The organism is Peribacillus sp. TH16 (assembly GCF_016651095.1).
Taxonomy (GTDB): domain Bacteria; phylum Bacillota; class Bacilli; order Bacillales; family DSM-1321; genus Peribacillus; species Peribacillus butanolivorans.
Genome location: NZ_JAEKEM010000009.1, coordinates 660,535 through 672,845 on the forward strand (window position 1 = coordinate 660,535; position 12,311 = coordinate 672,845).

General features: G+C 39.3%; 14 protein-coding genes. 2 read left to right on the forward strand and 12 right to left on the reverse strand.

The genetic code is table 11. The features are described from left to right. Positions 1-26: 26 nt before the first annotated feature. The 8 genes from ablB to JFV29_RS17155 all read right to left on the reverse strand — a co-directional run bounded on the left by ablB (position 27) and on the right by JFV29_RS17155 (position 7,188). Positions 27-875 (reverse strand): putative beta-lysine N-acetyltransferase, encoded by an 849-nt coding sequence (ablB, locus tag JFV29_RS17120; protein WP_201185421.1) that lies wholly within the window; start codon positions 873-875, stop codon positions 27-29. Between the two features lie 80 nt (positions 876-955). Then, complete coding sequence (locus JFV29_RS17125; RefSeq protein WP_242486905.1) at positions 956-2,221, reverse strand: peptidase; 1,266 nt, start codon at positions 2,219-2,221, stop codon at positions 956-958. A gap of 17 nt (positions 2,222-2,238) precedes the next feature. Next, positions 2,239-2,904 (reverse strand): 3-oxoacid CoA-transferase subunit B, encoded by a 666-nt coding sequence (locus JFV29_RS17130; RefSeq protein ID WP_201185423.1) that lies wholly within the window; start codon positions 2,902-2,904, stop codon positions 2,239-2,241. Further along, the gene (locus JFV29_RS17135; protein ID WP_057216801.1) at positions 2,871-3,584 is read right to left on the reverse strand and encodes a CoA transferase subunit A; all 714 of its coding nucleotides are present in this window, start codon (positions 3,582-3,584) and stop codon (positions 2,871-2,873) included. The genes JFV29_RS17130 and JFV29_RS17135 overlap by 34 nt, the downstream gene beginning before the upstream one ends. Positions 3,585-3,601: 17 nt before the next feature. Next, positions 3,602-4,954, reverse strand: coding sequence for an aspartate aminotransferase family protein (locus JFV29_RS17140; protein ID WP_201185425.1), 1,353 nt, complete (start codon positions 4,952-4,954; stop codon positions 3,602-3,604). Between the two features lie 199 nt (positions 4,955-5,153). Beyond that, complete coding sequence (locus tag JFV29_RS17145; protein WP_057216807.1) at positions 5,154-5,483, reverse strand: hypothetical protein; 330 nt, start codon at positions 5,481-5,483, stop codon at positions 5,154-5,156. A gap of 261 nt (positions 5,484-5,744) precedes the next feature. Further along, on the reverse strand, positions 5,745-6,719 hold the full coding sequence (locus JFV29_RS17150; RefSeq protein ID WP_201185426.1) for a S66 family peptidase: 975 nt from the start codon (positions 6,717-6,719) through the stop codon (positions 5,745-5,747). 328 nt (positions 6,720-7,047) lie between these two features. After that, positions 7,048-7,188, reverse strand: a complete 141-nt coding sequence (locus JFV29_RS17155) for a YjcZ family sporulation protein (RefSeq protein ID WP_082527402.1) — start codon at positions 7,186-7,188, stop codon at positions 7,048-7,050. Positions 7,189-7,502: 314 nt separating this feature from the next. On the opposite strand from JFV29_RS17155, the gene JFV29_RS17160 reads away from it, so the two are divergent. Beyond that, positions 7,503-8,603 carry an SGNH/GDSL hydrolase family protein gene (locus JFV29_RS17160; protein ID WP_201185429.1) on the forward strand — a complete coding sequence of 367 codons (1,101 nt, stop codon included), beginning with the start codon at positions 7,503-7,505 and terminating at the stop codon, positions 8,601-8,603. Between the two features lie 46 nt (positions 8,604-8,649). On the opposite strand, the gene msrB is transcribed toward JFV29_RS17160, so the two are convergent. Continuing rightward, positions 8,650-9,078, reverse strand: a complete 429-nt coding sequence (gene msrB, locus JFV29_RS17165; protein ID WP_201185431.1) for a peptide-methionine (R)-S-oxide reductase MsrB — start codon at positions 9,076-9,078, stop codon at positions 8,650-8,652. Continuing rightward, a complete protein-coding gene (msrA, locus tag JFV29_RS17170) occupies positions 9,068-9,559 on the reverse strand; it encodes a peptide-methionine (S)-S-oxide reductase MsrA (RefSeq protein ID WP_397443435.1) in 492 nt (163 codons plus the stop codon). The genes msrB and msrA overlap by 11 nt, the downstream gene beginning before the upstream one ends. 242 nt (positions 9,560-9,801) lie before the next feature. Between msrA and JFV29_RS17175 the strand changes: the two genes are divergently transcribed. Beyond that, positions 9,802-10,545 carry a DUF4397 domain-containing protein gene (locus JFV29_RS17175; protein ID WP_201185434.1) on the forward strand — a complete coding sequence of 248 codons (744 nt, stop codon included), beginning with the start codon at positions 9,802-9,804 and terminating at the stop codon, positions 10,543-10,545. A 55-nt stretch (positions 10,546-10,600) separates the two neighbouring features. On the opposite strand, the gene JFV29_RS17180 is transcribed toward JFV29_RS17175, so the two are convergent. Then, on the reverse strand, positions 10,601-11,185 hold the full coding sequence (locus tag JFV29_RS17180) for a YpmS family protein (RefSeq protein WP_053346618.1): 585 nt from the start codon (positions 11,183-11,185) through the stop codon (positions 10,601-10,603). Next, the gene (locus JFV29_RS17185) at positions 11,182-12,024 is read right to left on the reverse strand and encodes an SGNH/GDSL hydrolase family protein (protein WP_201185436.1); all 843 of its coding nucleotides are present in this window, start codon (positions 12,022-12,024) and stop codon (positions 11,182-11,184) included. The genes JFV29_RS17180 and JFV29_RS17185 overlap by 4 nt, the downstream gene beginning before the upstream one ends. Between the last annotated feature and the right edge of the window lie 287 nt (positions 12,025-12,311).

The following is a 12,311-nucleotide window of genomic DNA, read 5'->3' on the forward strand; positions in this document are numbered from 1 at the left end:
TCATAAACCTGCCTGAAAATGAGCACTCATGTATAATTTTTCACCCACAGATTCATGTCCTCAAGTTTATCGAAGATGTAACAGTTATTGGCTAATCGCCCGCGGTATGCGTAATCATGCTGGTGCAGGGCCGCATTCATACCGAATGACAGTGATCGGGCAATGGAATAGATACAATAAATTTCATGTGAGACAAGGTGGTCTTCAAGTTTAGCGATCAAATGCTTCATTAAGCCGTACTGCCGGTGTTCGGGCAGTGTCGCACAATCAGTGATTTCAGCGTTATGGTAGAAGGCATCGATTTCTGCTGAGGCAGCACTAACGATTTTATCATTATGGGCGTAAATATAAAAAACTGTTCCGCTTTTCATGCACTTTTTCACATATTCCGGATCATTCATCGGAGTGGGGTATATTTCAAACACCTTTCCATACAATTGTGCCAGCTGAATAGCATCGGATTCATCTGCTTTACGACAATGGTAGGCTGCTGGCGGAGCATCTAAAGCGGCTTTTAACGGGAGAGTCTGTACACCGGCAAGGATTTGATCCTCCTTTTCCCAGTTTTCACTGTTTCTACGTTCATTCTTGTTATATTTAACAAGGAAGAAGCAATCGCTTCCTAAAAAGTACTTATCTATACTTCCTTCATATAAAAAGCCTTGAACTAGTAATTCTTGAACGTTTTCCTTTCGTGTCTTAAAAATGATTTTCTCTGCTGATATGTTCTCAGCCACCTTCAAAGATTCTTCTACGCAATCTTGAAAGTGACCGAGATAATCTTCCACACGGACCCGCTTATTAAACCGGTCGATTGTAATATGTAATGTGCAACGCGGTTTTTGAATTTTTTTTTCAATAATTCCTGTCTCCATCTAACTTGCTCCTTTCCTATCAATCAAATTATTGTAACAAAAGGCCTGACCCTATGAGAATCAGACCCGTGAGAAACTTATTATTCCTCTTCCACTCCACACCATTCGATTATAGTTAAAGCGATGATTTTTGCAACGTCCATCATTTTATCCACTTCTATATATTCATTAGAATCATGAGCCAACTTCGTTTCCCCCGGTCCGAAGACAACTACAGGAGTCGATCCCACTGATGAAAGATACCCTCCATCCGTAGCCCAGGGGGAGGCTTCAACAGACGGCTGTTCACCCATCACTTTTTCATAGTATTCACCTAGTGTTTTCATCAATGGATGCTCAAGTTCGAGACTGCCAGGCAACCATCTAGCCCCAAACCATTCTAATTCAATGGGCTTCTCTTTGAACCATGCATCAGTCTCGTTTAAAGCCTCAATACACTGCATCAGCGAGCGTTGTGCCGCTTCCATTGTTTCCGTGGGGGCAATCCCAAACCGGCCTTCTAGTACAGCTGTATCCGGCACAGAAGAAGGCCAATTCCCACTTTGAATACTCCCAATATTAATCGGAATTGGAATTTTTACATTTTTATAGAGAGAATGACGAAGTGACTCGTTTCGTTCTTGTTCAAGCTTCTTGATTTCTAGCATTACACTAATTGCTTTATCTATTGCACTTACCCCTTCATATCTTGTACCTCCATGTGCCGACTTACCTTTGACTATAAGCCGAAACCACATCGATCCTTGTTGAAGTGGAAATAGTTTCATATTAGTTGGCTCAGGAATGATTGCCCCATCAGCCCGGTATCCTCGCAAGACGGCCGCAAGTGTACCTGCACCTCCGCTTTCTTCTTCAATCACACTTTGAAAAATAACATCCCCCTTCAATTGTATACCAGATTCAATAATTGCCTCGAGTGCTAATAATAAAGAAACATTGCCACCTTTCATATCGGTCGTTCCACGCCCAAACACTTTTCCGTCTTTTGCCATGCCGCTATATGGGTCATCGTGCCATGCAGCATGATCTCCCTCGGGAACCACATCAATATGACCATTTAAAATGAGAGATTTGCCGTTGCCGATTCCTCTTTTAATCGCAACAAGGTTGGGGTTTCCTTTAAAATCTTTACGATCACAATAAAAATGGGGATGATTTCTTAATTTTTCATCCCCAATCTCCCATAAATCTATTTCGAGACCAAGCTGTCTGCACTTTTCAACTACAATAGCTTGCGCACTCCCCTCTTGGCCTCGCTTGCTCGGTTCCTGTACCAGTTTTTGTAACAGCCTAATTCCATTCGTTCGATGTTCATTCAACCAAGTGCTGATTTTCTCTTCATACATATCACCATTCTCCTCTCTCATTCTTTTAAAATATGGATATTTTTAGAGACTGTAAACGAGGCTTCGGTTTGATTCCTGATTTCCTCGATACTAGAATTTTCAAATAAATCAGTTAATAAGAGACCTTCGGGCGTCACAGAAAATACGCCAAGCTCCGTGATAATCATATGTACGCATTCTTTAGCCGTTAATGGTAACGTACATTCTTTTACTAATTTAGATATGCCTATTTTATCAGTATGCTCCATTAATACGATGACCTTTTTGGCCTTTGCCGCAAGTTCCATCGCCCCACCCATCCCTGGTACTCTCTTTCCTGGCACATTCCAATTAGCCAAGTCGCCTAATTCGCTTACTTGTAGTGCTCCAAGAATCGTGATATCTACCCTGCCCCGGCGAATCATTCCAAATGCGATCGTACTGTCGCAGTATGAAGCTCCTTCTCTAATGGTAATGGGAAGACCTCCAGCATTACAGAGATGCGGATCTTCCTTCCCCTTTTTTGGGGAACTCCCGATTCCAACAAGCCCATTTTCAGCATGAAACATAACTCGATGATCATTCAAAAGATGATTCGGCACAAGGGATGGTATGCCAATTCCCAAATTGACCAGCATGCCATTGCTTATTTCTTCTGCGGCTCGTTTCGCTAATCGATTTCTGACTTTGGTTCCCAAACCCATTTCCAATCGACTCCTTTTGATGGAATGATATAATCCACAAATGCACCCGGTACAATAATGTCTTCCGGATTCAAAGCGCCAAGTGGGACGATTTGCACTGCTTCGACTATGGTGATTTGTCCGGCAGTTGCTACGAGCGGATTCGTATTCCGAGCACTTTTATCAAATATTAGATTTCCATAAGGATCTGCCTTTTCTGCATAAACAATTGCGATATCTGCAGTCAACGCAGGTTCCACTAGATAATTTTTCTCACCCAGCCTTATGGTTTGTTTTCCGTCACGGACTATATCGGCGTCCAGGCCAATGTCGGTCAATATCCCACCAAGACCCATCCCACCTGCCCGGATACGTTCGACAAGCGTCCCTTGCGGTGAGAACTCTACTTCCAGCTCTCCATTGTTCATAAATAGGCCCGCATTTGGGTTAGAACCAATATGAGAAACGATGATTTTTTTCGCACGCCGCTGTGTGACCAGTTTCCCGACCCCTATATCTGGAAAACCAGTATCATTTCCGATTAAGGTTAAATTTTTAATACCTGACTCTAAGATTAAATTGATCAATCCCGGCGGGGTACCGATGCCACCGAACCCTCCGAAAAGAATAGACTGATTATCTTTAAAGAGATGTAGAACATCCTCAAAACGGCAAATTTTCTGGAATGAATTTTCTAACATACTAACTCACTTCCTTGTTAGGATGACAGATGACCCGGTAGGATCTGCTCATTAAATTGTCGAAGTGTTATATCGAGCCTCATTAACAATTCTGCACACTCATCCTCCGAAATCGTTAAAGGAGGAGATATGATAATTGCAGCCCCGGTTACACCATCTAGACCCGCTGCTGCAGGGTACAATAGGATTCCATTTTTCATTCCCAATTTAATGATTTCATTAGTCACGTCGACACCCTTTGGAAGCGGAGACTTTGTCGATTTATCCTGGACAAATTCCATACCAATCAATAAACCCCTTCCACGGATGTCTCCGATAAAGGAATACTTCTCTCCTAACCTCTTCAGTCCTCTAATTAAGTTTTTCCCTCTGTCGGCTGATTTTTCAACGAGATTGTTTTTTTCTACATATTCTAACACCGCTAACGATACCGCACATGATAATGGATTGGCGCTAAGTGTATGCCCTCCGATAATCGACTGAGAGCCACTCATGATTGGCTCCATCACTTTTCTCGTCATTACAGCGGCAGCTATAGGGGTATACCCCCCACTCATTCCCTTTCCGAATGTTACGATATCAGGTTCTACATCCCAATATTCGGAAGCAAGCATCTTACCGGTCCGACCGAATCCAGTCATAACTTCATCGGCAATGAATAAAATGTCATGTTCTTCACAAATTTTCTTGAGTTTTTGAAAATAACCATCCGGTGGAACAATAGCTCCCCCGGCTGCGCCAATGACAGGCTCAGCAATAAAAGCGGCAATATTGTCACCACCAATGCGTCTTATTGTTGCTTCCAATTCCTTAGCACAGGCCATTCCGCACGTATGGGGATCAAGTTGAAGTGGGCAGCGATAGCAATATGGAGGAGAAACGGAAGGATATGATTCAAGCATAGCAGTAAACCGTTCACGGCGAATCGGATGGCCCGACATCGAAAGAGCCCCCATCGTGATGCCGTGGTAGCTCATCCATCTGGATATAATTTTATGTTTCTTAGGTTTCCCTTTTTCCTGCCAATGCTGAATGGCAATTTTCAAGGCAGTTTCGGTCGCTTCAGATCCGCTATTTACAAAAAAGCTATAATTCAGTTCCCCTTTTGTTAGTTCAGCAATTTTTTTGGCGAGTTTCTCCGCTGGTTCACTCGTAAACTGTGAACGATACACAAATGAAACCTGATTAGCCTGTTTTTTCATCGCATCAATAATTTCCTGAACACCATGACCGATGTTAGCAGTAACAGCACCGGATGAAGCATCCAGGTAGTTCTTTCCTTCTTTATCGTATAAAAATACTCCCTCACCATGACTGATAGTCGGGTAGGCTCCTCCTAGGACCGGCTTGATCAATGAAGACTGCTCCATATGCCCACACTCTCCTTCTCTGGAAACAAACTAGCATTATAGTAAAGTGTATGTCCTGATTCAGGGAATCTTGCTAAGGAAATTGACCTAAGCTTGTAAACATCAAAAAATTCTTTTAGATTTTTGAGATGGGTCATTATAAGGAGTGACTTAAAAGGGTACAAAAAAAAAGTGTATCCACAAGAGATACACTTTTTTCTTACAATGCGCTATTTAGCTTTTCTTGACGAATTGACTCTAAAAAATTTTCATCCTTTAAAACAGCCAGCACATTTTTATAAAAAGCAGTTTTATCAATAACTGAGGTATGTACATATTCATACTCTTTTAAAGATGGATGACGCAAAACATGTTTCATGCATGAATGACAAACTTTTTTAGTACCTAACTTATAGTAGTTCAAGTTACTTGCATCCCCATTTGAAGTGTCTTCGTTACAAACGAAACAAGTATGGCTTACACGGCCTTTTTTATTATATTCGGCCAAAGCCCCTTCTAAACGAATGGATGCGGGAATTGTTAATAACACATAATCACCTTTTCTATTTTAAATCTCTTAGTATTATATCAGAAAAACATAGAATTTGAACAATTAGCCTCATATTCCCTAATAATGCTTGTAAAATAATAAAATATTCAGCGCTGACAAGAGATATTACTCCTAAAATCAACCAGAAAACATAGCTTCAGGCAAGTAGAAATATATTCATATTATAGGGAATTACCAGACCACATCCAAAATAACTTAAAACACCGTCCACTTTTGAACGGCGTCTTATCTCTAGTTTTTTTATGAAAGGACATTAACAGTTACTTTTCCGTTTTTCACATTCATCACTGCTTTTGCACCTACCGGGACCGTTACAAATGGATGAACATGTCCAAAGTTAGCATTCGCGATGACAGGTATACCATTTATTTCTTTCTTTGTTGAAATAATTTCCTGCAACGCATAATCAGTCATCCCGGATTCCTTTTGGAAACGGCCTATGACAATTCCTTTTATTCCGCTTGCATCTGGCAATTGAAGCAATGACTGTAAATCTCGGTCAAAACTGAATGGATGGCTTTCTTCATCATCTTCTATAAACAGGATACTATCCTTTAAAGAAGGCATATACTCTGTACCCTGTAAAAGATTGATTGTACAAAGGTTGCCTCCAATGATTGTCCCTGTCGCTTCCCCTTCCTGAATGACCATATATCCTGAATTTGTATGGAAAGTGCGATCATCCTGTTCTAAATGCCATGAATCATCACTCCACGTTTCACTTGGTTCAAGATAAAAGTCATCAACCTGGAGAACTGCTTTTTTAAAGTATTCCATTGTATATTCCAGCCCAGCCTTCATGCCGAACGTCGAGAAATGAGGACCAGGGTATGTAGTTAAGCCTGTTTTTTTATAAATTGCCAATAAGATAGCCGTTATATCACTATATCCCATCAACACTTTTGGATTTTCTTTAATCAAATCGTAGTCAATATATCGTAGTAATTGATTGGCATTATAACCGCCAATAGCCGTAAAGATTCCCTTTACATTTGGGTCCCGAAACGCATCATGTAAATCCTCAATTCGATCTTCAATTGAATTCGAGAAAAAGTCGTCATGGACCAAAGCCGTATTACCATATGTCACTTTAAATCCAAGCTCCATTAATCTTTCTTCTGCCAGCCTGCGTTGTTCCCCTTTGACAATCGCCAGACTTCTCGAAGGTGCAATAATCCGGATTTCATCGCCAGCTTTTAAACGAGAAGGTTTCATATCTTTTTTTCCCCCTAAAATAATTATATCTTTCGTTATTTTAGCAGATATGCTGAATAAAGAAAAACCAGGACACTTAAGAACATGCATTCGTATTATTTCATAGTTTATTCCAAAGAAAAATAACTAGGATTCCTGGTTATTTTCTTTCACCAGCTAAAAACCGGTTCTTCGATATTTTTCAGTTGGTTTTTTTCGATAATTTTACGGGCAATCCAGCCCCCAGACACTGGTCTGAGAAAGTAAGTATTTAAATAGGATTTATTCCTTTAAATTACTAACATAAAGAAAAGACCAGCATTTACTGGTCTTTTAGTTTTTTCTTTTGTTAGCAACAGAATGAAGCACCGATGATAATCAGCAGAATGAACAATACAACGATTAACGCGAAACCTGAACCAAAACCGCAACCGCCACCGCAGCCACCACCATAACCATATCCTCCGCCATATCCACCATATCCGTACATTAAGTTTCACTCCTTCTTGATTTCTGATTTCTCTTTACACCTTACCATATGTCATTAAGCCCGCCTTGGTCTGTGCATTAGCCTATTTTTCTAGATTTAAGAAAAAACTTTCCAATTATTGCTTTCATCTTTATAAATCATATTAGGTGAACAGCCAAGGGCAACCGCAAAAAATGTCAAAAAATCGCCTAGTACTTATTGTGTAAGTTTCAAATTGGGATATAATAAGGAAAAAACCATTCTTAGCCTCTTTAAGTCTTTAAGCTATCTCTTACCTATTTAGATAAATAAAATGTTAATTCGGGGGAACTACATTGAAAAAGAACGCAAAACCCTTCATCCCTTTCGCTGCAATTGCCACGATTCTTCTTATCAGCTATATCCTTCAAAAAGTTCCTAAAACCTATGGATCAGATGATTCATTAAATGTTTATCAAAAATTTCAATCCGGCCAGCCGATTCAATACCTTGTTGTTGGTGACAGTATTGGAAGAGGCTCTGGAGCCGAAAATCCTAATTTAACATGGTTCAAACAGCTAGAAAACAAGATGAATGACGTCAACGATATTCCTTTTCACGGGGATTATGTGGTCCAAAGCGGCTCCACTGCTTTTGAAGGCCTCTTTAAGCTCTCCCAAAGAAAGAAACATGACCATCAAGATTTAATTTTTATCGTATTCGGCGAGAATGACCGCAAATACATGAAGGTAGACGATTTCATCATGACGTATGAGGCGTTAATCAGGAAGGCGAAGCGTCTCCATCCTAATGCAGAAATGTTTACAATAACGGAAAGTAGCTTGAAATATGAGGAATTTGCATCAGCTATCGAACTATTATCTAAACATTATGGGGCTACTAATGTAGATATGCGGCCAATTTTTCAGACTTCAGGCTATACTGAAAAACAGCTGACTAAAGACTTAATACATCCAAATGGACTAGGCTATCAATTTTATGCTAATGCAATTTATGAACAATTTCTTGATAATTTAAAACAGGAGAAGCCAATAGCAAGCCTTCCCTCCAAGCTTCACGCCGGTTCTGAATTAGATTTATCAGAAGTTGACAACTATGAAAAGATGATCGGTTTCCGTCCAAGAGGAGACTACTTTACAAGTAATGCAAAAGGGAGCCTGATTGAATACAATTTCAAAGGGAGTATTCTTGGTGTGAAACTACTTAGAAGCCCTGATGGCGGGGAAGTGGCTGTAATTATCGATGGAAATAATATCACATCTTTAAATACATGGTGGCCCTTTGCACGAGAAAGATATTTGTTTATCACCAATGGACTTTCTCCCGGTTCACACACGGTCCGTTTTGAAGTAACCGGAAGAACAATGGCAAGCGATCCGACCGCATTACCATATGTACGTATATCATCGATCATCACCGATGATATAAACCACTAGTAAAGCAGATAAAAAAACCCTATCATCCAGTGATAGGGTTTTCTAATTAATCAAACAACTTCTTATATTCCCCGTATCCTTCTTTTTCAAGATCTTGGACCGGAATGAACTTTAACGAGGCAGAATTGATGCAATAACGTAATCCAGATGGTCCGGGTCCATCATTGAAAACATGACCAAGATGAGAATCGGCAGTTTTTGAGCGCACTTCAATCCTTCTCATACCGTAGCTAGTATCTAGATTTTCTACCACTTCTTCTTCCACTAGCGGTTTAGTGAAGCTTGGCCATCCACAGCTAGAATCAAACTTTTCCTTTGAAGTAAATAGAGGGTTGCCGGAAACTACGTCTACATATAGTCCCGCTTCCTTCAAGTTCCAATATTCATTATGAAAAGCTGGTTCTGTCCCATTATTTTGAGTGACTTCATATTGAATTGGTGAAAGTTTCTGCTTTAATTCTTCTTTACTGTTCATCTTTTTCCCCCCAATGATGTTGTAAAAATGATTTACGTCCTGACCCAATCGAATACCTTTCGTAATGCTCAGGTTGCTTTCTATAATAATGCTGGTGATACGTCTCAGCCTGATAAAACGTTTGGGCAGGAATAATCGGAGTAACAATTGATTTGGAAAATTTGCCGCTCTCCTGCAGTTTTACTTTGGAAGCTTCAGCAATTTCGCGTTGATTTTCGTCATGATAAAAAATCGCCGTTTGATAGGAACTGCCACGGTCATAAAATTGTCCTCCTGGATCAGTTGGGTCAATTTGCTGCCAAAACAATTCGATTAATTTTTCATAAGGATATACACTCGGATCAAAAGTAATCTGAACAGCCTCATAATGTCCCGTGGTTTCAGAACAAACCTCTTTGTAAGTAGGATTTTCCTTTGTACCCCCTGTATAGCCTGAGATAACTGATTCGATACCAGGCTGCTCATCGAATGGCTTTACCATACACCAGAAACAGCCGCCTGCGAATGTTGCTTTCTCTAATTGCTTAGTCAAATGAAATATCCTCCTTTTATGCAAACGTTCCATTGAATGCATTTTAACGCTTTTATCTTGCCCTGTAAAATATTTTGCCGTTCAAAATGATTAATATATGCTGTCTCACCACTTCAAGTTAGGTTTGACACATGCCCAAGCATACTTCCATATGATGGGTTCATAATGAATAAAATGAGAGGTGAAGGAATTTGAGCGATAAACAATCATTTTTACAAAAAGCCGTAGCTTATGATTTACTATCCTCTTACTATAAATACAGCAATCCACATCTGCATGATTATTATTATCATAAGCACTTAAAAAGTCTCGAAAAAGCAACACAACCCATGAGATATGAACAAAGAAATACAGTAGCACCCTCATATGTAAGAATTCTACACGCTGCCCCAAAGTCTCCAGCTATCGATGTATATGTAAATGAAATGCGCATTCTCAAGAACTTTGTATATAAAGGTAACAGTGGTTATTTATCATTACCCCCTGGAATGTATCAAATCGATATATACCCTACTGGGCAAACCACTTCAACCATATTGAGCCGGAAGGTCGGGCTCGAAAGTGGAAAATCATTTACAGTCGCTGCCGCTGGGGCAAATGAATCGTTGAAAATGTTAACTTTAGAAGATAATCCATTTGTTCCTCAAAATGAAGCCAAGGTACGATTTATCCATCTATCATATGATACACCTTCAGTCGATATTGCCGTAAAAGATGGAGATGTCGTGTTTGCAAACCTTCCGTTTCGTAAAGTAAGCGAATATTTAAATCTATACCCTATGAAAGTTGATTTTGAAGTGAGAACCGCTGGTACAAAAGATGTTGCACTCTCATTACCCAACACAGATTTTCAAGCAGATACCTCCTCAACTATTTATATAATCGGATTGAATCAAGATCAACCTGCATTAGAAACACTTACATTAACTCCATAAATGGGTAAAAAACCAGGATACCTTGATCCTGGTTTTTTACCCATTTATTCTTTATTCACTGCAGCGAAGACGGGATGGTCAATAAAAATGAAATATCATCATTTTTCAAATCAAATTCTTTTGCCTTTACCCTAATGTCGCTTTTAAGTTCCATATCCTGCAGTGATACATAAATACTTTCGTCGTTGGGGCGAATACTGACCCACTCCGGCATATTATACCGATCGTTAATTAAACTCATGACATATGAAACCGGAAGATTCATCTGTCCAACAGCAACAGACTTTTGCTTTAAGATCAAATCACCATTCTTTTGAGCAATTGGTTCAAACGTTAATTTCATTTCAACTTCACGATTAAAAAATGGCATTGTTCCATAAAGCTCGACTTCATCCGTTAAAAAAACTTCATAATGAATGGATCCTGTCAATCCTTCTTTATCAAGATACTGGTTGATTAATCGAGTCAGGTCTTCCCGATTCGTATGAATCTGAAATTGTATATCCTCTTCGTAACTTACTTTTGGTATCAGCTCTTTATCTTTAGCCGGAAGATTAACTAAAATCAGGACGAACAGGATGACCAGGATGTTTAGGGCTAATAAAGAAATAAACAAAGCCTTCCATTTGACTTTTGTCATTCTTGGTCATCATCTCCTTTGGCACTAGCTTCTAACGTGTCCTTTCCAATAGTGGTAATTTCCATGTTATTATAGATTCTTGTTGCAATTAGCTCATACCCGCGATCATTCGGATGAAAATAATCCTCAGCATACAGCAAGTCTTCTTCAGAGTTTTTAAAAATATCATCTATCTCGATAAAATATGCTGAATCATATTCCTTGATAATCTCTTTCCCGCTTTCATTCCAATCATTCATGATCATATCAAGTTCATAAAAATCGGCAAACCATTTTGAAAATGGATTATATACACCCACAAGGTAAATCTGGGCGTGATCATTTTCAGAGCGCACCTTATCAAGTATCTGTCTTAATCTTTTTTCATATCCTATTTTTGCTGAATCAAACTGATTCAGTTCCAAGTTGGAAAAATTCTGTTTAAATACCTTCATGATATCATTTCCACCGATTGTGACAACTATGGAGTCGGCTTGTTCAATGTCGTCTTGAATTTCTGCCTTATCCAATCTTTTTAAAAGTTGATCGGTCCGATTTCCCCGAATGCCATGATTAATCATCTCTACAGAAATAATGGATGGTTCTTTTTCCAGCTTATTTTGTAAATAAGGCAGATAGCCGCCATTATCTTTGCTATCCCCGACACCTTGGGTCAAGGAATCACCGATGGAAACAATTTGAACAGGATCCGGAAAAAAGCTGGCTGGAATGGTTTCCTTTTCACTCAGTTCAATGACGCTCTTTTGCTGAACTGATGACTGATTTGAAACAGTTTCACTTTGACTGCAACCTGAAATCCAAACTAGGCATATGAAAAGACAGGTGATTTTGTACCACATGATCCTCACCTTCCTACCCATATATTATATCATGTAGAAAACGAAAGATTGCAAACAATATACCCTCTTTCTATTCTACTCTTTGCTAAAGCAATAGTTACTATATACTATGAAAAAAAGCAGGGATTAAAAGCTAGTCCTATAAATTTTAGCATGTACTTAGCATGTAAAATCATTCTTCACTTCTGCTGTTTCGTTCATAAACGATTTACAACTATTTGACTATAGGATAATGGACTTTTCCCTTTATTTTCATTTTAAAACTATAAAAACAGAAAGAACAGGTA

What these genes read in the sequence shown, in the direction of transcription:
- ablB (WP_201185421.1), bottom strand. Translation starts at nt 875, where the DNA reads ATGGAGACAGGAATTATTGAAAAAAAAATTCAAAAACCGCGTTGCACA.
- JFV29_RS17125 (WP_242486905.1), bottom strand. Translation starts at nt 2,221, where the DNA reads ATGTATGAAGAGAAAATCAGCACTTGGTTGAATGAACATCGAACGAAT.
- JFV29_RS17130 (WP_201185423.1), bottom strand. Translation starts at nt 2,904, where the DNA reads ATGGGTTTGGGAACCAAAGTCAGAAATCGATTAGCGAAACGAGCCGCA.
- JFV29_RS17135 (WP_057216801.1), bottom strand. Translation starts at nt 3,584, where the DNA reads ATGTTAGAAAATTCATTCCAGAAAATTTGCCGTTTTGAGGATGTTCTA.
- JFV29_RS17140 (WP_201185425.1), bottom strand. Translation starts at nt 4,954, where the DNA reads ATGGAGCAGTCTTCATTGATCAAGCCGGTCCTAGGAGGAGCCTACCCG.
- JFV29_RS17150 (WP_201185426.1), bottom strand. Translation starts at nt 6,719, where the DNA reads ATGAAACCTTCTCGTTTAAAAGCTGGCGATGAAATCCGGATTATTGCA.
- JFV29_RS17155 (WP_082527402.1), bottom strand. Translation starts at nt 7,188, where the DNA reads ATGTACGGATATGGTGGATATGGCGGAGGATATGGTTATGGTGGTGGC.
- msrB (WP_201185431.1), bottom strand. Translation starts at nt 9,078, where the DNA reads ATGAACAGTAAAGAAGAATTAAAGCAGAAACTTTCACCAATTCAATAT.
- msrA (WP_397443435.1), bottom strand. Translation starts at nt 9,559, where the DNA reads ATGGTAAAGCCATTCGATGAGCAGCCTGGTATCGAATCAGTTATCTCA.
- JFV29_RS17180 (WP_053346618.1), bottom strand. Translation starts at nt 11,185, where the DNA reads ATGACAAAAGTCAAATGGAAGGCTTTGTTTATTTCTTTATTAGCCCTA.
- JFV29_RS17185 (WP_201185436.1), bottom strand. Translation starts at nt 12,024, where the DNA reads ATGTGGTACAAAATCACCTGTCTTTTCATATGCCTAGTTTGGATTTCA.